Here is a 19,816-nt window from a genome sequence, read left to right as displayed (position 1 = left end):
CCTTTTTTTGATTTTAGGGATAAAAAAAGACCGTCAACTTTTCGCATAGTGCGACCAGTCAACGGTCTGATTTTCGGTATTCATTTTTTCAAACTTGCTGGCGGCGAACAGCATTTCATGCTGTTTGCGGACGGCAAGTCCACAGGGGATAGCCGCATTAGCGGCGCAAGGGGGTGTAGCCACCTTGACGGAACGAAGTGACGCAACTTTCTCGGTCGGGCAGTTTTCTTCTGCTGACAGAGAATGAAGCTCCGCAGGACGCACATACTCCCGATAGGAGAGTATAGAAGTGCGCCCTTTAGTTCCTAAAGGGATTTTCTTCTGACCCAAATTATATAAAATGTAGATCAAGACATTTCTAAGAGGTACTCTCAGATTTTCACAACATAAGGTTCATCTTCAATAATACCCTGATCGTGGGTAACAATGATAACCGTTTTACCTTCTTCATTGAGTTCGTGCAATAACCTCATAACAATATCTCTATTTTTCTTGTCAAGTGAGCCAGTAGGTTCATCTGCCAAAACAACAGAACATTTTTTCATCATAAGACGAGCTAAAGCAACTCTCTGTTGTTCACCACCGGAAAGCTGATAAACTTTTTTGTTAACTTCCTTTGATAACCCCACACGATTAAGAGCTTCTTTAAGTGATACTTTAGTTCGGCTTGATTTTTTAATCAAACTTAAATTTTCTTTAACTGTCTTATTTTCAAGCAGTGCAAAATTCTGAAAAAGAAACCCCACTGTATCCGCAAAAAAACTGTTTTTATTTTTAAGCCGGGTAATATTCAGCCCTTCGATTATGATACTGCCGCTATCCGGTTTTTCGATACCACCAATCATATTGAGTAAAGTGCTTTTTCCACTGCCGCTATCGCCGCTGATTACTACAAAACTTCCATCCGGAATTTCTAAATTAAAGTTAGAGAAAATTATTTTCTCTCCAAATGCTTTATTTAAGCCACGAATTATAATCATAAACATCCTCCCTTCAATGACTTTGAGATATTTGTTTTTTCAACCCACATAATATTTGTGAAAATGATTGCCATTTCAATAATGGTGAGCAACGCTCCAATCAGTAAAGCAATCCCGACACTTGCGTTAGATATAAAAATTGAAACAATGCAAATCAATATCACAACGGCTATATTTTCTAAGAGATTAACGGAAATAAATCTTTTGTGCCTTTCATAAAAGCGATAGCCCAAAACCTTTTTGAGGGAGATTTCCATCGCATTAAGTCTAAATTCCATTTTCACTTCAGATATGATGATAGCGATATCTAACAGCAATACTAATACGCAAAGAGAGCTTATAAAGCCAATCAGTTTCACGAGGAAACTATGACTATAAATGTAATCCTCTCCGACATTCGTCAGCATAAAATAGTGTGAACCAAGCTGTTCTGAATATTTTTTCGCAACACTGCGAATTGTGCTTTCATCGCATCCGTAGATTACCTCACCATTATATGTTCCTGTTTCGATATAACTTCCATTTAAAGCAACAGCCTCATTTGCCTGATAAATCACAATCGGATTTGTTACTCTTGACAATCCGTCAATAGCCTCTTCTCTGTTCGAATTGAGATAATAAAATTGTTCTCTGCCAGAATATTCTTTATAAACAACACGCAGTTCTTCTGCATTTTGGGTAAGAGAACCAATTTCCTCTTTTGCGATATCTTTGTATGATTCCGCATTTCTTCCCTTTGGCACGAAGACCACGATATCCTCTTTTTCATCATCTTCAGTAAGCATATCAGAAAACCCTTGTAGCATATCTCTGGCATTATGATTTACAAAAATATAATTATCCGTATCGCTTATCCGGCTGCCTATGCAGACCACCGGATTTATCGTGTTGTATTCATTTTCGTAAAGGTCATTCCAAAATTTGCTCTCTTTGGATTCCTCCTCATTTTCTTCAAAAGGAGGTTCAATCTGCATAACTCCAAAATAATAATCATTATAATGATTTTCTAAAAGAGTAGTGTTTGTAAGTAAATTACCTTGAATGCTACTGAGATTTGTAGTTATTGTAAAAATTGTCATAGCAGTAGCAAATACTTTAAGACCGTTCAGAAGATAAAACATACCTTTTTTATCTGAAGCATTGGCAAAGGCTTTTTTTACATCAAAGCGGACAAAAGCAGCATAAGGAATTACGGAAAGAACTGCTCCGGCACAATACACTGCCAAAATGAGATGATCTTCATACGCTCCCGATATAAATTGAGAAACAAGCAACTTTGCTAAGACGAATAATGCAGCATATGAAATCATATCAGCCACTACAGCTTTTAGAGCAATCACAGCAGCATTTTCGCCCAGAGAAGCTCGTACAACTACTTCCTTTTGCCTGCGTATCACCTCAATCATATTAAGTACAATCATCAATATGGCAACCAGGCCCCAAACAATGAACATCATATCAGTTTCGGTTGATTGCCAAAACTCTGGCTGCGATATAGAATATTCTTTTGCCAAATCTTGATATGTGGCAATAATGTCATCATCATCACCGATATAGCTGACCATTATTTCCTGTCCATTGCCTGTGTTTTTTGCTTCTCTAAAATCTTCAAATTCTATTACGGTGATTCCACCTATCAAAGCCGTATATGTTTTTTCCTCAATATCCATTGTGCTTTTAAGACTATCCCGAACAACGGTATCATCACCATAAATATAAAGTCTTGTCTGATAATTAGAAACTCTCTGATTAAAAGTCGAAAAAATATGAACACCATGCTTCTCAGCTGTATCTTCTGCATTGGCTAAAAATGAATCCATATCGTCATTAGTAGTTGTGTATCTGGACGATAAATAATAAGCACCATTAAAGTTCCAGAGCATATTTTGATATACTTCAGCTTGCATAACAAAAGCAAAAATAATCGTAATCAACAGCAATATATTTCTTATATGTTTCATTTGAAATTCTTAAACCTCCTTTGAATAGGTAACAGACACACGATTGCCCAAAATACTAATATGGATTTTTTCATACAACCACATTCTCTTGTTAGATTCTAATTTTCCGTTTTCTTTATTCGCATAAATTGTACCATAAAACTCGTGAACAATTCTACCGCAACTTTGGACTACATGAGAAAAGTCCGAACAGTTTTCTGCCCGGACTTCCTCGCTCAATCATAAATCAATTCCGCTTTCACAATCTCCTCTGCCTGTGCCTTGCAAGCGTTCATCTGCCGCACCCATTCCATTTGGTTTTTGGCTTTTAGTTGCTCGGTCACGCCGTTTTGCTCTGCCAGTGACCGCACGATCAGCTCCATGCGGTTTCGTGCCGCTTCGTCAATCTCGGCGCAATGCTCAAAGAGCTTGTCGGATAGCACCAGCTCATTGAACAGTATCGGACGGTGCATTTCCAGATACGCCTTGCGAAGTCTGCCGTAGTGTCCGAGGGGCTTGGTCTTGCGGATAACGATGTTCGGGATAAGATAATCGCCGTTCTGTGTATAAGTGATATTCATGCTGTTTGTACTCCTTTCATCGGCTCTCTCTGCGGTAAACTGCTGACAGGGACGAACACTCCCTTTGCAATATCCTCCGCACGAATAGCGGCTTTCTTGGCTTCGATTTCTGCCTTTTTTCTCCCCTTGATTTTGTCCTCGTATCGCTTCTGCGCTCCGCTGGCTTTCCGCTTCAAGTAGTTCTGGTGGAGCCTGTCCTTGCGTTCCTCACGCTTGCGGATTTCCTCTAATTCCTCCGGGGTAAGCTCCACTTCGCCAAACGCAGGGGGAACGAAACGACCCACGAAATTGAAGTAAATCTCGACCTCCTGTGTGGTCTGAATACTGCCCTTGCGGTCACGCTCATGCACAAGGATTTTCTCGATAAACTCGTTGAGCATAGCAATGGTCAGCTTGTCGAAGTTCTCATATTTATCAATCAGAGCGATAAAACGGTCAGCGTCCTTTTCGTGCTTCTCATAGCTCTTGACTGCCTTTTCCAGAACAGAGATTTCAGCGGTAAGCTCGGACTGTTCCTTTTCGTATTGAGCGTCCAGAGTGGCGTATCTGCTGTCGGACAGCTTTCCTAAAATGTTGTCCTCATAGATTTTACAGAGCAGGACTTCCAGCTCGGAAACTCTCTGCTTTGCGGTGGCAAGGCGTGTCCGCTGTTTCTTGACCTCTGCCGTCTGCTGGCTGGACTGCGCTTCCTGCACCACACGGACAAACTCGGCTCGGTCATGCTTCGCATACTCGGCAATGGCTTTGAGCATTTCAGAGACAAGGGACAGTACCACATCTTCATTGATACGGTGCTGTGTCGTGCAGAGCTTTCCAACTGGGACTTTGCTGTATTGGGAACAGGTATATTGAGAAATACGCTTGCCGTTGTTGGTACGGTGGACATACATCTTGCCGCCGCAATCGGCACAATAAAGCAAGCCTGTGAGGGGAGCCGCTTCGCCCCAGCCGTCCGGGTAGCGTCTGACATTCCCACGGATTTTCTGCACAAGGTCAAAGGTCTGCTGGTCAATGATAGCTTCATGGGTATTCTCGAAAATCGTCCATTCGTCCTCCGGGACATAATGGCTTTTCTTGTCCTTGAAGTGCTTTCGGGTCTTGAAATTGATGGTGTGTCCCAGATATTCACGCTTTTCAAGAAGGTTGCAGATGGTGGAAGAACCCCAGCCGTACACATCTTTGAAAGTCTTATTCTTGTTCACGCCCTCGCCGTGCTGGGCAAGGTAAGCGGACGGAATGAGGATTTTTTCTTCTTTCAGCTTGCTGGCGATCTGATACGGACCGTAGCCCTCAATCGTCATGGCAAAGATACGCTTGACCACCTCTGCGGCTTCGGGGTCAACCAACCATTGGTCTCTGGCTTCGTTCCAGAGATAGCCGTAAATGACTGTGCCTGTGAGGTGCTTGCCGGACTTGCCTTTGGACTGGAAAGTGGAACGGATTTTACGGCTGGTGTCTCTGGCGTAATACTCGTTCATAATGTTGCGGAAAGGGGTAAAATCATCGTCCCCTCTGGCACTGTCCACGCCGTCATTGATGGCGATAAGGCGAACGCCACGCTGACGCAGGATTTCCATAATCTGACCGACTTTCAGATAGTCACGACCCATGCGGCTCATGTCCTTGATACACAGGTACTCCACATTCCCGGCTTCCACTTCTTTCATCATTGCTAAAAATCCGGGACGGTCAAAGCAGGTGCCGCTAATGCCATCGTCCGTGAAATGGACAATGTTTGTAAAACCCTGCCGTGCGGCGAACTCCTCCAACATTGCTTTTTGATTGGATATGGAGTTGCTCTCACGCTGCTGGTCATCATCTTTGCCAAAGTCATCACGGCTCAGTCGTTCGTACAGAGCAGTGATTTTCTCGTTTTTTCTCATAACTTGCGCTCCTTTCTTCGGTTTTAGGTTGTGTGTTCTAAGAGACTTCCCAACCGCTTGATTAAGAAGTCTTTTAGAGCATACAACACCTGCCGCCTGCTTGTAAATGGCATACTGCTTGACTGCAATGCTTTCCGGATTTCGCATCTCCAACCGTTCAAACAGGATATCCAGCGGAGACTGGTATTCCTCATCGTCCTCTTTCACCTGGGCAGAACCTAACATTTCCATGATCATGGAGAAGTTCTGTTCCTCCGGCGGCGCTTCATGCAGAAGGTACAGCATGAGCGCCTGCAGCAAGGCGGTCTCACTTTTCTCCCAAAACGGGTCCGAACTCTGCGCCCCTTTCGGGGTAGTATTTCGGATCAGGTTGTTGATGAGCTTTAGCACATCCTTGTCATCCCGCACATAGGCAAAGGGATTGTAGCAAAAAGATGTCTCCGGGTTAATAAGATCAAACACCCGGACTTCATACCCTTCCCTCTCCAGCAGTCCTCCGGTTTTCCGAAGAAGCTCTCCCTTAGGATCGGTGACCACCATGGAACAGTTACACTGCATGATATTGACTACGGCGTATGCCCGGCTTTTTCCCGCACCGGAACCGCCCACCACCAAAACATTTAAGTTCCGTTTGTGCTTATAGCAGTCCAATCCCATGCGGAAGTTCTGGGTTAAAATGAGATTCTGGGTGTACCGCTTGTCCCGGTAACGCTTGCAGATGGAAGCTGCATCGCCCCATTTGGCAGAGCCATGCTCCACCCCTCTTCGATAATTTTTCTTCTGGGAATAATAAATACCGATGCCTAACACATAGGCGATTGTGAATGTGAACACACACCGCAGCGTGTACGGCGTATAAGAAATAGAAAAAGGCTGATCCAGTTTTTCGGTCAGCACTTGTAAGATCTGTAACAGATTCGTATCCGGTTTTATGGCACAGGCAGTGATGGCGCCTGCCCACCAGACAACAGGCAAAAACAGCAGCCACACCCAAAGGTCCGCACGTTTCCATGCTACCTCTGCGGGCTTCTCTCCTTCTTCGCTTTTTCACTCTTTGGCACTTCGTTTGCTGGTCCGTCTATCCTATGAAAAGAATCCTCTCCGGGGATCAGGGCAAGGCTTCGCCCATTCTCCCAATGCATGTGAATCTGCCCGGCATCATCAATATATGCTACCGTTCCTTGTAATCCCGGCGGCATCCCCGGCTCATCCATAAAGTCCAGGCAGAGCCTTGTTCCTTTCGGATACCGCTTTCGTAATTGTTCCACTTGTTTTTGATCGTACATACTCATAGACATCCCTCCCTTCTGTTACCAGAAGAAGCGCCTGCTGGTGTTTGGTTTCATGACCTTTAAGATCACGCTGTCAATGCCGTCGCTGTACCTGCCCATGGCAAGATACTTGTCCCGCAGCCGATTGAGGGCATTGCGAAGTTCCCGCTGTTCCTCGCTTATAATGGGAAGCCTTTTCTCGGAAAGCTCATAGGCTCGGACTTTCTGCAGCATGGCTTCTGTCTCTGGGTGAACCGTTCCCATCCGGCTCTGGGCTGCCAGCTCATCTTTGAGTGCCACTGTAAACATATTTTTCATGATGTTATCCGTTTTTAAATAGTAATCTGCCATCCCCGTTCCCTCCTATCTTTGTTACACCCAACATACCACAAGAACCCTGCAATAGCTATCCCAACGGCGGAACTTTTTTAAGAACCTATCGCTCCGGCTGTTTCTCTTTTTTCTCTTTCTTCGGTGCCTGCTTTGGAGGTTCCTCAAAAGAAAAATCATCTTTGGAAAAGGTCTGCTCCTGTTCCCCGAAATTTCGTTCCATATGGTTACGGATAGTATAGGCTGCCTGCCGGACATCATTTAAAAATCCCCGCAGTTCCTGGGGATCTTTCTGTCCATTTGCCTGCATCTCTGCCACTTTTCCAAACTGGAAGCCGGACACCTCTGCCCCATACCGCTTGCCAATCACATACGCAGCACAGTATGCCTGGGCATTCACCTTCTTCCTTGCATAGTTCCCATCGTGCTGATCCAGGGCGGCACAAGCCAGTTCCCGGTTCACTGCATGGAATGTTGTATTCTCATCCATTCCGTTGCGCACATAGACGGTACGCTGTTTCGGGATATACTGTGCCTGGATGCCCTCCGGCAGATTGTCTGCAATCTGCATCCGCACTGGCTGATCCTTTAAGACTGCATGGATCAGTTCTTCCATGGAACGCTGTGGACGTTCCTCCAGCGGTTTCCCAGACATCTGGCTGATGTCAAATCCTTTACCGATGGCATAGCCTGTCCGCATCTCCCCGTCTTTTTCATATTCCGTACTGACCATATAGGTGTAGCCATGCACCCCGGATTTCGGAGAACGGTGTTCTTTTTTCCAGTAATCATAGGATTTTACCACCGTTGCTTCTGGATTCTGTCCGTAGATCAACAGAAGGTTGGGTGTTTTCTGCGTATTGCACTGTGCCATAAAATCTAAAAATCCCTTTAAAGAATCCCCGTTTTGGAACACCGCCTGTGCCTGGGCGTCTACCTCTGCCCATACTTCTTCCCTCTGCTGTTTTTTCATGGCTGCATATTCTTCTTTTGATAACTGCTGTTGTGGAGTTTTTTCTTCCCCTGCCCCACCAGGGATCATGTTCGTTAAATCCATAGCCTTACCTGCCTTTCACTTTCTTCTGTTCCCTTCTTTGTTGATTTCTCGGTTTTCTCCGGCTCTGCTGTTGCTTCTGCCGCTGTTTCTGTTCCGTTTCAATCTTTTTTAATTCCTGCCGGACAGATGGTTTCTCCCCTTTCCAGCTAGTTTCCTGCCCGGAAAAAGAACCGCTGCTGTGCGAGGAAGGTCCGGACAGATTCCCTGCCTTCTCCGCCTGGGTAAAATTTCCCTCCGAAGGAGAGACTTCCCCTACATCAAACAGATGCTCTTCTTCATCCAGTTCGAACTCAATGGTCCCTTCCGGCAGCACCACCTTTTCGGTCTTTGCCGGAAGTTCTTCTTTTGCTTCGGTTTTCTCGGTAAACTCTGCATCGATCACACGCTCTCCTTCCCGGACTGGCGCTTGTTCCACAACCGCTTCCCCGGCTTCGGATTTTACAAAGTCCAGATTCATCTTATCCAGCACCCGGTTCACCTTTGCCGCATCATCAGCAAACACCATGATCTCGGGAAACTGGGGGTTCTTCTTATCCCGGATGACCACATACAAAAGTCCCCTGGATTTGGCTTCCCCAGCAAACTCCCGCAGCCTGTCATGGGGAATGGTGAAAAATTTCATTGCCCGCTGTTCCTTTAACATCCAAAGCAGATTGGTCTTTCCCCTGGTCTTTTTCTGGTCCTTCATCACCGCAACGATCAGCACCGCCAGATTCTTTGCAATGCTCCCGCTGATCCGTAAGGTATGTTCCATGCCTTCCATGGAATACCGAACAATCTGATCTGCCGCATCACCGCCATAGTTCATACGCTCTCACCTCCTTACCGCTTCCGTTCTTCTTCCCTTCGTTGTTTCCCGGACGATTCCTGTATCTGCTCCTGTTCCTTTGCCTGTTTTAACCTCTCTTCCATCTCTTTCGACTGGATCTCAATCTGCTGGCTTAAACGGATCTTCTTCCGAAGTTCTTTTAATTCCCCGTTGATCTCCTGAATCCGCATACCGCCCGGTTCTTTTCGGTATAGCGTTCTTCGCTCCTTCATTAAGGAAAGCACCTGTTCCTCCAAAGGTTTCCGGTATGCTGCCAGCTCTTCCCTGGTGTTGATCCCCTCTTTTTGCAAAAACTCCATCTGCCGGATGCGGAGATCCAGTTTTCGGATATCGGAACGGACCGCATAAGAAATCCGTTTCGGCTTCTGCTGAAGCACTCCCATCCGATACAGATAAGAAAAATACAGCTTTTGAAGTCCGGTAAGTTTCCTCTTTGGAAACTGCACCTGTGTTTTTCCATACACCTGTTGGATCTTTGGACGCAGGATCTTCTCCCGGATCTCTGCCTCCCCATAGCCTTTTCCCAAGGAACGCAGACGGACATACCTCTCCATATCCGGTGTCTTTAATGCCGGATACTTCCGGTTCAGCTTCCAGGTATAACCCCGCTTCTCCATTTCTTTTACAAACTGACTCCAGGAAAAGCTCACGCCAATGGCATCCCGGATATCCATGCGGATGACAGTCCTCCAGGTAGGTTTCCCTTCCCCTTTTGCAAAACTCTGCACCAGATGGTAGCCCTGTACCCCGCCTTTCTTATGGAATGAAACTTTGGAAGGAGGATGATCCGAAACTGCCTATGTTACCAATAAAGGAATATGAAAATCAGGTGGCGGATGGTGCCGATGGATATTGTATTTTAGGTCGAATGGCGAATGACTATAAAAAGTTGATCCATCCAGTGAAGAAATATCAAAGAGAACGTTAAAGAGAACTTGCATGGGGGAGTCGATTTGAATCGATGGAACTGGTTTGGCAAGCATAGCGTTTGGATATCCAAACGCACTTTGGGGAGAACCCCAATCCCCCGGCAGTCGAGAAAGGAGAGAAGTGAAATGTTTTTTGCAGGAATGGCTCTTGGGATAGTGGCAGGCGCAGCCTTTGGCATTGGAATCATGTGCTGTGTAGTTGCCGGAAAGCAGGAGGATCAGCAGATGGAACAGATGCGGATACGCAGACAGAAGAAGGGAGAACTGAAAACAATCCATTTCCGGGATCGGGAAGGAATAGAGAGGTTCTCCCTTTCGGATGGGGAAAGCCTTTGCATGATGGCAGAGGACGGAACGAAAGAGATTGGGCTCTGCCGCTTTGTGGATGGGAAGCAGGTGGATGTGAATGGGCAGATTTGGGAGATCGGGGAATTCCTCTGGCAGATGGAACGCAGGGGGATTCAGGTGTATCCCTTAGAGACAGCATAAAAGAAGGAAAGGTAGGTGGTCGAATGAGAAAACGAAACCATGTAGTTCCTGTCCGTTTGAATGCGAAAGAACTTCGGCATCTGGACGGGCAGGTCGCAAAGAGTGGACTAAGCAGGGAGGAATTTTTACGTTCCCTGATCTTAGGCGCACAGCTTCAGACAAACTAAAGCACACAATTCGGCTTATTCAGGAATTAACTTCTGAGATTGATGAAATAGAATGCTTCATTAAATCCATTATGGACGAAATCCGCTCTCCAATTCTTTCCATCCCTGGTATCAATTACCGAATGGGTGCGATGATCATTGCTGAGATTGGCGACTTCAACCGTTTTAGTTCCCCTGACAAGATACTTGCCTATGCAGGACTTTCTCCCTCTACTTACCAATCAGGTCAGCTTGACGGCTGTTATTCTCACATGGAAAAGCGTGGTTCCCGTTACCTCCGCTATGCGCTGTTTAATGCGACAAAATTTGTCTGCATTTGGGATAATCAGTTCTCTGCTTATCTTGCAAAGAAGCGTTCCGAAGGCAAACACTATAATGTTGCCATATCCCATGCTGCCAAGAAACTGGTCAGGGTTATTTACCAACTAGAAAAGTCAGGGCAGCTTTATCATAGAGCAGCATAAAATTTAACTTCATATCTCCTTTTAGAGCACCTGCAAAGATGCTCTTATTGTCATGCAGTTTTCAAGGTTCAAATATATCTGAAAAGCATTTCTGCAATTTACTCAAAAAATCTTCATTTTAACCTTGACTTTTAATAGTTAGACTTTCATGCAAAAAAGGCAGGATACCTTCCTTTTCACGGGAACATATCCTGCCTGGTTTCTTTATTATTTTGTTTTCATTTTCTGTTTTCTTTAAAATATGATAAAGAAAAACTCCCCAGCTAAACTGGGGAGCCTCCAGAAGCTATACCTTGCGGTCCTACGGCTTCATTTTTTATCACATCTCACAGTTCTTAATTACTTCACTGTGAAATTTAATCATGACTTTACCATATATAACGAAAGGTTCCCGAAGAAACCTTCCAGACTACAGGCTTCGCAAGTTTCTGTAGTGCGATTACTTTTTATCATACTTTTTTTTAACAGATTTGTCAAAAACTATTTCCTATCTTTTACTTCTACTAGAAATTCTTTCTCCGACATACCTGCAATCTGTGAACACAGTGCAACTGACACCCCTTTTTGCATATAGAATCCAAGTGCAACTTCTTTCTTTGCAAAATTGGTTGCTTGTTCTACCGTATACTTGACATCAAATAAAACAGCTTTCGGTATTTGAATCTCAATCTGCATATTTTCATCCTTTCACTATTCACTGGTTTCACATTTTCTCTGCCATTCTTCAAAAGCCTTCGAAGCGTTTCTCACTCTTCCTTTCCCAATATCTCGGTATCCTGTTTTCAGCTTTTGGTGAAGTTCTGCTTTCGTCATAGTATCTGCATTAATAGAACATCGCATTTTCAAAACTGAAACATCTTCCGCTGCTTTTCTTAAATGCATGAAATACCTCCAAACTTAGAACAAAACATTCCTTCTACATACGCTACTATTTTTCCTGATAGTTCCGTCCTAAAAATTTCTTTTCTTTCGTAAACACAGCTACCTGATGTTCATCAATATCCATCTGGATTAATTTCCGCTGTTCTTCATTTTCGATTTTATCCCGATTCAACGTAAGGATATATTGAAAATCCTGATACTGCTCTTCCTGCTTATAAATATAATTTAAACATTGAACTAACGTATCTTGATCCACATCGAAAATGTTGTCATGTACCAAAAACAACGGATGCCTGTCTCTGGTGTATTGATTAAATAATAACGCCATATCATAAATGAACACCTTTGTTCTGTCTACACTATGGCTTCCATCATCGTAAATACGAAGCGTCAACTCAACTGGTGTTTTCTTTCGTGCCTTATCAACAGTCTGGAGGCTAAACGAACATTCCTTATTTCCCATAATGGATTCATGGATTTCCAAAATGGTATCAATAAAGTCATCCATGATTTCTTTGTTTTGCTCAATCTCACTATCAATTTCCATGAGTTGCTGGGTTTTTTGTAAATTCAGCATTCTTTTCTTTTTCTCATTCTTTTCGTATTGATCAAACAAAAACTTCGTATGAGAAATGGAATCCTTCTTCGCCTCATAAATCTTTAAACTTACTTTTAGATCTCAGATATAGAATTAAAAGAGTCTACTTTGATTGTTCATGTCTCTTATCCCATGTAAGTACGTCTCCGAGGTAGATGGATTTTACCTGATCAGATGTCATCTCTTCTGTCGGGTTCGCTTTGTTTACGATCACTGCGATACCGTCTGTCGCAATGACTGTTCCTTCCAGTTTCTCTTTTTCTTCGTCTTTCAGCTCTCTTGATGCCATACCGATATCATAGCTTCCTTCGATGGCAGATGTCATACCTGTCGTTGAATCGGATGACTGAAGTTCAACATTTGCATTCGGATTCACTTTTTTGTATGCCTCTACAAGTTTCTCCATTACCGGAGCTACAGAAGAAGATCCTCCTACAACTACGCTTCCTTCCGGCTTAGTTCCTGCATATGCCTGAACATCGGATACCGGTATGTAACCTGCTTCTTCTACAACTTTCTGACCTTCCGTACTCATGATAAAACTCATAAAATCTTTTGCCGCTTCATTGTCCAGATCTTTCTTTACTGCTACATTAAACGGTCTGGATACTTTGTAACTTCCGTTTTCAATATTTTCTGCCGTTGCTTCGGCTCCGTCGATCTTAAGTGCTTTTACAGCGTCCTCATCAAGAGATCCAAGAGAAATATATCCGATCGCATATTCATTTCCTTCCACTGTTGTCATCATAACCGAAGTATTGTTTGTGATCTGCGCTTCCGTTGTCGTCATGTCGACTTTTTCTCCGTCAACTTCTTCCTGAATGCCGAACAATTCGATAAACGCGCCTCTTGTTCCCGAACCATCCTCACGGGAAACAACTGTAATGTCATTTGCGCTGTCCCAGTCTCCTGCATATTTTGCATCTCCGCCTTTATCCGCATCTTTTGCATCATCGCTTCCTGATCCACAGCCTGTCATAGCTGCTGCCAACATTCCTACCATAGATACAACTGCGATAAACTTTTTCATTTTCATAGTCTTACAATCTCCTTTTTGCTTCCGCTTTTTCATTTTTTTGTTTTCTTTTATTCTTTTTTATTTCTTTCTATTCAGCGAAAACACCTAAAACCAACTTCACATTTCGCTGTTTTCTTTTGTGCTCCTTTGCACATTGACTATCATAAATAACAAATGTAAAATGTAAAATCAGCGCTATGTTAAATCTATGTAAAATGAAATTTATTCTAAAGCAGCCGCCGGGATCTTGAACAATTCCGGACTTTGGCTTGCCGGCTATACAAAAAGCGCCCACACAAAAATCCTGTTTTTTCAAACAATGATTTTTGTGTGGGCGCTTTTTCCATGGAGTATAGGGGAGTCGAACCCCTGGCCTCAACAATGCGAATGTTGCGCGCTCCCAACTGCGCTAATACCCCTTATGGACCTGGCGGGAATCGAACCCGCGTCCAAAAACCTATCCCATGTACTTCTACTATCATAGTCAGTTCTTTTTCATTCCCTCTGCCGCACGGGAACTAACACCCTTACGGTTTCAGTAGCTTCATGATACGCCTATCGGCTCAAAGCTTTGCCAATATCGTTTCTCACATCGTTGATGCCGGATTTCCGTGGTGTGAGTGCCACAGAGCCGACATGCGGCAATTAGGCCGCAGCTAATTCGAAATTATCGTTAGCGTTTAATTTTAAGTTTGCGATTTAACGCATCAGCCTGCGGATAGCTTCTCCATCTTCAAGATCCCTGTCGAAACCAGTACAAGCCCTCGTCTGTCAGGTTGTACAGAAGATGTAATTTTTACATCATTTATAATATAGAATATACTGCTTCAAAAATCAAGGGGGTATAGCGCATTATTTCTTTTCTTCCGCTTATTCTTCTTTTTATTTTATCTTTAAAACTACAGTTCTTCTCCATTCGACCGGATTACGTTCTTGTACCAGTCAAAAGACTTCTTCTTATACCTGTTTCCGCTTCCATTTCCTTCGTTATCAATATCGACATAAATAAATCCATATCTTTTTTTCATCTCGCCTGTTGTAAACGATACAAGATCAATGCATCCCCACGGGGTATATCCTATAAGATCTACTCCGTCAAGTTCAACCGCTTTTTTCATTTCGGTAATATGTTCTCTTAAATATGCAATTCTATAATCGTCATCACATGTTTTATCTTCTTTTAACACATCGATCGCGCCGAATCCATTTTCTACAATAAACAGAGGTGCTTCGTAACGTTCATAAAGAGTAACCAGAGCATATCTTAATCCGACAGGATCTATCTGCCACCCCCAGTCACTTGCCTTCACATACGGGTTTGGTACAGAATACGGAGAACTTCCGTCCAGAGATTCTGTCGTATCTTTTTTTGCATCTGCTTTCACCGCATTCGTCATATAATAACTAAATCCCAGATAGTCGCATTTTCCTTCCGCCAAAATCTTCTCGTCTTCAGGAAGCATCTGTGGTTTTGTTCCTTCCCTCTCCCACTCCTTTTTTGCATAAGCCGGATAATGCCCTCTCATATGTACGTCTGAAAAATAAAATCTTTCATGCATACATTCTGCCGCAGTCATAACATCTTCTGGATTGCAGGAATACGGATAAAACGGAACAAAAGAACACATACATCCGATCTGAAACTCCGGATTGATCTCGTGACCTTTTTTCACAACGATCGCACTTGCAAGCAGCTCATGATGCGCCGCCTGATACATCGCCTTTTTCTTATTTGTATATTCCGAAAAGAGAACTCCCGAATTTGTCCATCCGAAAATATCAGCTGATGTATTACTTTGATTATTGATCTCATTAAATGTCATCCAATATTTAACTTTATTTTTATATTTCTCCATGACCGTCACTGCATAGTTTACAAAGAAATCAATCACCTTACGATTGACCCATCCACCGTATTTTTTTGCCAGATGATACGGCATTTCAAAATGGCTTAACGTAATGACCGGTTCGATTCCGTATTTCAAAAGTTCATCGAACATATCATCATAGAACTTCAGCCCTTCTTCATTCGGTTCTGTCTCATCCCCGCTTGGAAAAATGCGGGTCCATGCGATACTTGTACGAAAACATTTGAATCCCATCTCCGCCATCAGCGCAATATCACTCTTGTATTCATGATAAAAATCACTCGCTTTATGGTTCGGGTAATATTTATCTGCTTCAATTCCGTTTGTAATCTCCCGCATCTTCTCATGTGTTCCACCTGTCATCACATCTATAACACTGATTCCTTTACCGCCCTCATTCCATCCGCCTTCAAACTGGTTTGCCGCAACTGCTCCTCCCCATAAAAAATCATTTGATAATGGCATCTTGCAAATTCTCCTTTTCATTTTATTTTCAATTAGGCGTTTGCGAAACGCCACAAGCCGCATAAATACGGCATTTTAACTTTTATAAAACAAAATATCTCCTCAACGGATTGTGGTAAAATAGAGTTGCCTAGAAACTATAAACCAACCACCCGAAAGGAGATGTACCTATATGATACCATATAAGCAGCTCACTTTGGCAGAAATTTTTGAAGATTGCCAAAACAAATTCGATAATGACAAATATCAGTTTCTTTCTCTACTTCACCAAACCATTAATCTTGATGAAATTGTTCCTGTTTCTTTTGTTACTCATTTTCACGCTTCCACAGGAAGACCTCGCAAGCATCCACTTTATCCTATGATTAAGGTTCTCCTTATTCAGCGCATTTTCTCAATCCCGACGGATACTCTTCTGATTATATTTTTAAAATATTCTCAGGAACTACGGGATTTCTGTGGCTTCCGTGTTGTTCCTGATGCCTCAAAATTTACCCGCTTTAAACAGGACTTTCTTATGGACTTACAATCGATGTTCGATCACTTAGTTGATATCACTGAACCGATCTGCCAACGTATTGATTCTAACCTTGCTTCCATGAGTATGATGATCAAACATCATATTGCTCCGATTCTAAGAGAGTTTGTGCACATTTCTCTTTTGATCTTGACATCAGTTTAAATAATCTGATGATTTTTTTCAATTCATTCATACTTTTTTGTTTATCTGTTTCAAAATTAACTACTTTCGCGTTCCGTTTTATGCAATTTCGTTTCAGATGTAAAAAATCTGTCCTGTATTTTGTGCAAAATGTATAAAGCATAAAAACTTCTCCATATCTGATCTTTCAGAAAGGAAAAGTTTTCACTCTGTCTTTTTACTACTCTGTTATTTTTAATCACTCTCTTTTTCGGAAAATCTCCACAGAAGATTCTTGCCTGACTTTTCATATCTGCTGTTTAAAGCAATATTTTCTTCGTACCGTCTGCTAAATTCCATTCCATATAAAATATCAAGAAGATATTTCCCCGATGCAAAAAACGTGGAACTCCAAAATTCTTCCACTTTTTCAGAACCTGCCGCGTATAAAAACTCTGTTGCATATTGACCTACCACGCCTTTCCTGTTTCCGGAGATTACGATAATTTTCGTTCCTCCCCTGTGCAGCATTTTTTCAATCTCCGCCAGCTGCTCGTTTTTGCCCGTATGACTGATAATAATTGCCACATGTCCGTCTGCGGGCATGGCCGCATGCAGCCCTTGTATATTAATTTCCGAGTGAACACTCGACAATTTCCCGGCATGAAAAAACAAGGCGCATCCGTATTTCGCCAAATAAATATTCATATCATATACATAAAAATCAACACAAGACGCATCTGCGATCAACTTTCCGATCCGCACTAACTGAGTATAAGAGAGTTCTTTATTCGTCTCCTCCACCGCCTGTCTTTGTATCTTTTCCGCTTTCCGAACCATAGTAACCACATTTTCCCGCTCCGACATCGTAACTGCGGAAACGTCTTCCATTCCCCCGGTTCTCAACTCCCGGACAAACTGCATTTTAAATTCAGGAAAACCTTTTACCCCTATCTTTTGACAAAATCGAGTTACGGAAGCGGCGCTTGTAAAAGTCGCATGCCCTAATTCTCTTGAAGACATTTCTTCTATTTTTTCCGGATTTTCCAAAATATATCTGCATATATCCCGCTCTCGTTCCGTCATATTCATCTGTTCTTTTATAATTTGAATAATAGACATACAACACCTCTTTCTTGTTTTTTCCAGTATAACACGCACCATCTGTCTACTGCAATAAATGTAGATTTTAAACATGTATGATCTAAATTCCTTATCTTTTAAAGCATTTGACAAAGTATGAAAATGCCACTAAACTAATGATGATAATTGTAATAATATGAGGTATAAATGCTATGAAATATAAAAATATTGTTTTTGATTTCGGAAATGTAATAGGTAAATTTAACGGACGTGATCTTGTAAAACATTTTTCTTCCTGCGAAGAAGATCAGGAACTTCTCTTTACCGCAATTTTTTCAAGATGGGATGATATTGACAATGGTTCGGTAGACTATGAACAAAACATAGACAATATTGCAGCTTCACTCCCCGACCGGTTAGAATCTGCCGTACAGACACTTTTTCGCGAGTGGCCGCGTCACCTGACGCCGATCAACGATACGCTGCGCTTTATAGATGAGTTAAAAGAGCGTAACATTCCGTTGTATCTATTATCAAATGCACCGACCTATTTTGCCGAATATGCCGTCAACTATGATTTTCTGAAGGAGTTCAGCGGAATTGTATTTTCCGCTCCTCTTAAAATGGCAAAACCCGATCCTGCAATCTACCGTTACTTGTTTGAAACGTTTTCCCTTGATCCGAAAGAATGTTTCTTTATCGACGATCTGGAAAAAAATATCAATGCCGCGCGTTCTCTTGGTATGGACGGAATTGTTTTCAACGGCAATATCGACGATGTGAAAAAAGCGATTGGTTTCTGATCTCAAGAAACCAGTCGCTTTTTAGCTGTACCTTCTTCTGTTCTGTTTTTTTGTTTCGTTTTCTTTTCGGATTTTACGTTTTTCAGATTTCAGACACTTTTCGTTTTTGCTTTTTTCTTCTTTTTCGAGCCCGGTCGAAACAGTTTTGTCATCACTGTAATGACAGCTCCTGCTGCGATAAAGAAATCCGCGAAATTATATGTGATCCCTTCCAAATGTTTATCTTCCAAGCGAAATCCCACATAATCTACAACGTGTCCGCGAACGAGCCGATCGAACATATTACTGATCGAGCCTGCCGCCATCAATGAAAGTCCTGCCTTTTTCCAAAACCTCTTCTTCTTTGTCACAACCGTAAAGGCATGCCATCCGAGCACAGCTCCCGACGCCGCTCCCGCCAAAATACGGGCAGTCTCAGGTTCATCTTCCAGAAGGCTCATACAGACTCCTTCGTTTTGAACGTGCCGTAAAACAACCTTGTCTGTAATCGCACGTTCTTCTCCTTTTGCAAGTTTATTCTCGGCATAGCATTTTGCCGCCTGATCTGCGGCAGCCAAAGCTGCCGTGATCGGAAACCATCTAATCTTCATTGAGTTTCTCCACTGTCTTATCTGCCGCATCTTCTGCTTTCTCCGCTGATCTATGCGCCGCTTCTTCTGCTTTATCCGCTGATTTATGCGCTGTTTCCTCAGCTTTATCCGCCGCTTTATGAACTGCTTCCGTCGTTTTTTCCGCTGCTTTATGAACAGCCTGGGTCGTCTTATCTGCCGCTTTTTCAAGCACTTCTTCTGTCTTATACGCTGCTTTCTGCGCAGCTTCTCCTATCTTTTTTGCCGTTTCTTCTGCTTTATCAGCCATCGCTTCGGCAACATCCGCTGCTTTTTCCTTTACTTTCTCCGCATACTCCTCCGTCGCCTCTTCCATATCCCGGGCCTCCATCTTCTCTCCGCAGTACGGGCAGTATGCCATATCTTCCGAAACCATTCTGCCGCATTTAACACAAGCTGCAGAACCTTTCAAAACCGCGATCTTGCGTTCGTACTTTTCAATTTCCTTTTCCCGTTCTTTTATCGAATCACAAATCTGCGCAGTGCTATCGTCAAGTTCTTCGCCTGATTTATAACGCTCATACACCGCTTTGCCCAACTCCATCATATCAACGGCGTTTTCACGAGCAAGATCTCTGATCTGACTTTTAACTCTCTGGATCTCTATCATCTCTCCTGCTTTATTCGTCACCATTTCGGCAGTCTCTCCGAACCGTTTTCCGAAATTTTCAAAAAAATCTTTCATGTGTATCAATCTCCTTTCGTCTTTTATCCAAACGGACGTCCGAAGTACAAAAAACATCGGTCGTATCTGATATTTAAGTTATCATTATTATACCCTTTTCTGAAACAACTTCAACATTTCTCATTGGAATTTATACTTTTTTCACTTCTGATTCTTCGGAAGCGTTCTTTAGATCAAACACTCTTTTTTCATTTTTTCAAGAATGAGGTTCTGATTTTCCGCATATGATATAAAAATCAAATCGGA

General features: G+C 42.8%; 21 protein-coding genes, 1 tRNA gene, 1 other RNA gene and 3 pseudogenes. 6 read left to right on the top strand and 20 right to left on the bottom strand.

Translation table 11 applies throughout. From position 1 onward, the window contains the following. Positions 1 to 33: 33 nt before the first annotated feature. From RUMTOR_RS12605 to RUMTOR_RS01685, 10 genes are all read right to left on the bottom strand, one after another. Complete coding sequence (locus RUMTOR_RS12605; protein ID WP_242647673.1) at positions 34 to 351, bottom strand: hypothetical protein; 318 nt, start codon at positions 349 to 351, stop codon at positions 34 to 36. Between the two features lie 20 nt (positions 352 to 371). Beyond that, a complete protein-coding gene (locus tag RUMTOR_RS01730; RefSeq protein WP_002593328.1) occupies positions 372 to 980 on the bottom strand; it encodes an ATP-binding cassette domain-containing protein in 609 nt (202 codons plus the stop codon). Beyond that, positions 977 to 2,941: a bacteriocin-associated integral membrane family protein gene (locus RUMTOR_RS01725; RefSeq protein ID WP_004845300.1), complete on the bottom strand. Its 1,965-nt coding sequence runs from the start codon at positions 2,939 to 2,941 to the stop codon at positions 977 to 979. The genes RUMTOR_RS01730 and RUMTOR_RS01725 overlap by 4 nt, the downstream gene beginning before the upstream one ends. A gap of 215 nt (positions 2,942 to 3,156) precedes the next feature. Next, positions 3,157 to 3,501, bottom strand: coding sequence for a TnpV protein (locus RUMTOR_RS01715; protein WP_004845299.1), 345 nt, complete (start codon positions 3,499 to 3,501; stop codon positions 3,157 to 3,159). Continuing rightward, on the bottom strand, positions 3,498 to 6,374 hold the full coding sequence (locus RUMTOR_RS01710) for a type IV secretory system conjugative DNA transfer family protein (protein WP_044997905.1): 2,877 nt from the start codon (positions 6,372 to 6,374) through the stop codon (positions 3,498 to 3,500). Before RUMTOR_RS01710 ends, RUMTOR_RS01715 begins: the two co-directional genes overlap by 4 nt. A 23-nt stretch (positions 6,375 to 6,397) precedes the next feature. Beyond that, a complete protein-coding gene (locus RUMTOR_RS01705) occupies positions 6,398 to 6,676 on the bottom strand; it encodes a DUF4314 domain-containing protein (RefSeq protein ID WP_004845297.1) in 279 nt (92 codons plus the stop codon). Positions 6,677 to 6,694: 18 nt separating this feature from the next. Further along, entirely contained in the window at positions 6,695 to 7,006 is a 312-nt protein-coding gene (locus tag RUMTOR_RS01700) for a hypothetical protein (protein ID WP_004845296.1), read from the bottom strand. 85 nt (positions 7,007 to 7,091) lie between these two features. Next, complete coding sequence (locus RUMTOR_RS01695) at positions 7,092 to 8,042, bottom strand: ArdC-like ssDNA-binding domain-containing protein (protein ID WP_004845295.1); 951 nt, start codon at positions 8,040 to 8,042, stop codon at positions 7,092 to 7,094. A 4-nt stretch (positions 8,043 to 8,046) separates the two neighbouring features. Next, positions 8,047 to 8,850, bottom strand: a complete 804-nt coding sequence (locus RUMTOR_RS01690; protein ID WP_004845294.1) for a PcfB family protein — start codon at positions 8,848 to 8,850, stop codon at positions 8,047 to 8,049. 14 nt (positions 8,851 to 8,864) lie between these two features. Further along, positions 8,865 to 9,599, bottom strand: a complete 735-nt coding sequence (locus RUMTOR_RS01685) for a hypothetical protein (protein ID WP_009321371.1) — start codon at positions 9,597 to 9,599, stop codon at positions 8,865 to 8,867. Positions 9,600 to 9,670: 71 nt separating this feature from the next. Here RUMTOR_RS01685 and RUMTOR_RS13610 point away from each other — a divergent pair, with 71 nt between their 5' ends. From RUMTOR_RS13610 to RUMTOR_RS01665, 4 genes and pseudogenes are all read left to right on the top strand, one after another. Continuing rightward, positions 9,671 to 9,799 (top strand): hypothetical protein, encoded by a 129-nt coding sequence (locus tag RUMTOR_RS13610; protein WP_269117202.1) that lies wholly within the window; start codon positions 9,671 to 9,673, stop codon positions 9,797 to 9,799. Positions 9,800 to 9,926: 127 nt separating this feature from the next. Then, on the top strand, positions 9,927 to 10,289 hold the full coding sequence (locus RUMTOR_RS01675; RefSeq protein ID WP_004845291.1) for a hypothetical protein: 363 nt from the start codon (positions 9,927 to 9,929) through the stop codon (positions 10,287 to 10,289). Between the two features lie 23 nt (positions 10,290 to 10,312). Next, positions 10,313 to 10,450: pseudogene (locus RUMTOR_RS12980) on the top strand (plasmid mobilization protein); the annotation flags it as partial. After that, positions 10,450 to 10,920, top strand: a pseudogene (locus tag RUMTOR_RS01665) (transposase); the annotation flags it as partial. The pseudogenes RUMTOR_RS12980 and RUMTOR_RS01665, both read left to right, overlap by 1 nt. Positions 10,921 to 11,400: 480 nt before the next feature. Here the strand turns inward: RUMTOR_RS01665 and RUMTOR_RS01660 are convergent. The 7 genes from RUMTOR_RS01660 to RUMTOR_RS01635 form a co-directional block, all read right to left on the bottom strand. Next, on the bottom strand, positions 11,401 to 11,595 hold the full coding sequence (locus RUMTOR_RS01660; RefSeq protein ID WP_004845288.1) for a UPF0175 family protein: 195 nt from the start codon (positions 11,593 to 11,595) through the stop codon (positions 11,401 to 11,403). Between the two features lie 15 nt (positions 11,596 to 11,610). Further along, entirely contained in the window at positions 11,611 to 11,802 is a 192-nt protein-coding gene (locus tag RUMTOR_RS01655; protein WP_004845287.1) for a hypothetical protein, read from the bottom strand. Positions 11,803 to 11,848: 46 nt separating this feature from the next. Continuing rightward, positions 11,849 to 12,349 (bottom strand): DUF2326 domain-containing protein, encoded by a 501-nt coding sequence (locus RUMTOR_RS01650; RefSeq protein ID WP_242647672.1) that lies wholly within the window; start codon positions 12,347 to 12,349, stop codon positions 11,849 to 11,851. A 154-nt stretch (positions 12,350 to 12,503) separates the two neighbouring features. Beyond that, positions 12,504 to 13,436, bottom strand: coding sequence for a substrate-binding domain-containing protein (locus RUMTOR_RS01645; RefSeq protein WP_044997903.1), 933 nt, complete (start codon positions 13,434 to 13,436; stop codon positions 12,504 to 12,506). A 328-nt stretch (positions 13,437 to 13,764) separates the two neighbouring features. Continuing rightward, a tRNA-Ala gene (locus RUMTOR_RS01640) sits at positions 13,765 to 13,837 on the bottom strand. After that, positions 13,838 to 14,182, bottom strand: a transfer-messenger RNA (tmRNA) gene (gene ssrA, locus RUMTOR_RS12595). A 135-nt stretch (positions 14,183 to 14,317) separates the two neighbouring features. Then, the gene (locus tag RUMTOR_RS01635) at positions 14,318 to 15,751 is read right to left on the bottom strand and encodes a 6-phospho-beta-glucosidase (protein WP_009319922.1); all 1,434 of its coding nucleotides are present in this window, start codon (positions 15,749 to 15,751) and stop codon (positions 14,318 to 14,320) included. A 172-nt stretch (positions 15,752 to 15,923) separates the two neighbouring features. Between RUMTOR_RS01635 and RUMTOR_RS01630 the strand changes: the two are divergent. Continuing rightward, positions 15,924 to 16,358 (top strand): annotated as a pseudogene (locus RUMTOR_RS01630) (transposase); the annotation flags it as partial. A 288-nt stretch (positions 16,359 to 16,646) separates the two neighbouring features. Here RUMTOR_RS01630 and RUMTOR_RS01625 read toward each other — a convergent pair. Beyond that, positions 16,647 to 17,513 (bottom strand): MurR/RpiR family transcriptional regulator, encoded by an 867-nt coding sequence (locus tag RUMTOR_RS01625; RefSeq protein ID WP_004845281.1) that lies wholly within the window; start codon positions 17,511 to 17,513, stop codon positions 16,647 to 16,649. Positions 17,514 to 17,686: 173 nt separating this feature from the next. Between RUMTOR_RS01625 and RUMTOR_RS01620 the strand changes: the two genes are divergently transcribed. Beyond that, positions 17,687 to 18,277: an HAD family hydrolase gene (locus RUMTOR_RS01620; protein ID WP_004845280.1), complete on the top strand. Its 591-nt coding sequence runs from the start codon at positions 17,687 to 17,689 to the stop codon at positions 18,275 to 18,277. An 89-nt stretch (positions 18,278 to 18,366) separates the two neighbouring features. On the opposite strand, the gene lspA is transcribed toward RUMTOR_RS01620, so the two are convergent. Both lspA and RUMTOR_RS01610 read right to left on the bottom strand, forming a co-directional pair. After that, positions 18,367 to 18,867: a signal peptidase II gene (gene lspA, locus RUMTOR_RS01615; RefSeq protein WP_009243334.1), complete on the bottom strand. Its 501-nt coding sequence runs from the start codon at positions 18,865 to 18,867 to the stop codon at positions 18,367 to 18,369. Next, positions 18,857 to 19,570, bottom strand: a complete 714-nt coding sequence (locus tag RUMTOR_RS01610) for a zinc ribbon domain-containing protein (RefSeq protein WP_009243335.1) — start codon at positions 19,568 to 19,570, stop codon at positions 18,857 to 18,859. The genes lspA and RUMTOR_RS01610 overlap by 11 nt, the downstream gene beginning before the upstream one ends. Positions 19,571 to 19,816 lie beyond the last annotated feature (246 nt).

The sequence above is a fragment of the [Ruminococcus] torques ATCC 27756 genome (assembly GCF_000153925.1).
Lineage (GTDB): Bacteria > Bacillota > Clostridia > Lachnospirales > Lachnospiraceae > Mediterraneibacter > Mediterraneibacter torques.
This window is presented reverse-complemented; position numbering and strand designations above follow the sequence as displayed.

Bases quoted from the DNA above. Each gene is read 5' to 3' on its own strand.
- RUMTOR_RS01725 (WP_004845300.1), bottom strand. From the start codon at position 2,941: ATGAAACATATAAGAAATATATTGCTGTTGATTACGATTATTTTTGCT.
- RUMTOR_RS01635 (WP_009319922.1), bottom strand. From the start codon at position 15,751: ATGCCATTATCAAATGATTTTTTATGGGGAGGAGCAGTTGCGGCAAAC.
- RUMTOR_RS01700 (WP_004845296.1), bottom strand. From the start codon at position 7,006: ATGGCAGATTACTATTTAAAAACGGATAACATCATGAAAAATATGTTT.
- RUMTOR_RS01625 (WP_004845281.1), bottom strand. From the start codon at position 17,513: ATGTCTATTATTCAAATTATAAAAGAACAGATGAATATGACGGAACGA.
- lspA (WP_009243334.1), bottom strand. From the start codon at position 18,867: ATGAAGATTAGATGGTTTCCGATCACGGCAGCTTTGGCTGCCGCAGAT.
- RUMTOR_RS01645 (WP_044997903.1), bottom strand. From the start codon at position 13,436: ATGAAAATGAAAAAGTTTATCGCAGTTGTATCTATGGTAGGAATGTTG.
- RUMTOR_RS01610 (WP_009243335.1), bottom strand. From the start codon at position 19,570: ATGAAAGATTTTTTTGAAAATTTCGGAAAACGGTTCGGAGAGACTGCC.
- RUMTOR_RS01660 (WP_004845288.1), bottom strand. From the start codon at position 11,595: ATGCAGATTGAGATTCAAATACCGAAAGCTGTTTTATTTGATGTCAAG.
- RUMTOR_RS01695 (WP_004845295.1), bottom strand. From the start codon at position 8,042: ATGGATTTAACGAACATGATCCCTGGTGGGGCAGGGGAAGAAAAAACT.
- RUMTOR_RS01650 (WP_242647672.1), bottom strand. From the start codon at position 12,349: ATGGAAATTGATAGTGAGATTGAGCAAAACAAAGAAATCATGGATGAC.
- RUMTOR_RS01675 (WP_004845291.1), top strand. From the start codon at position 9,927: ATGTTTTTTGCAGGAATGGCTCTTGGGATAGTGGCAGGCGCAGCCTTT.
- RUMTOR_RS01655 (WP_004845287.1), bottom strand. From the start codon at position 11,802: ATGCATTTAAGAAAAGCAGCGGAAGATGTTTCAGTTTTGAAAATGCGA.
- RUMTOR_RS01620 (WP_004845280.1), top strand. From the start codon at position 17,687: ATGAAATATAAAAATATTGTTTTTGATTTCGGAAATGTAATAGGTAAA.
- RUMTOR_RS01705 (WP_004845297.1), bottom strand. From the start codon at position 6,676: ATGAGTATGTACGATCAAAAACAAGTGGAACAATTACGAAAGCGGTAT.
- RUMTOR_RS01715 (WP_004845299.1), bottom strand. From the start codon at position 3,501: ATGAATATCACTTATACACAGAACGGCGATTATCTTATCCCGAACATC.
- RUMTOR_RS13610 (WP_269117202.1), top strand. From the start codon at position 9,671: ATGTTACCAATAAAGGAATATGAAAATCAGGTGGCGGATGGTGCCGAT.
- RUMTOR_RS01730 (WP_002593328.1), bottom strand. From the start codon at position 980: ATGATTATAATTCGTGGCTTAAATAAAGCATTTGGAGAGAAAATAATT.
- RUMTOR_RS01690 (WP_004845294.1), bottom strand. From the start codon at position 8,850: ATGAACTATGGCGGTGATGCGGCAGATCAGATTGTTCGGTATTCCATG.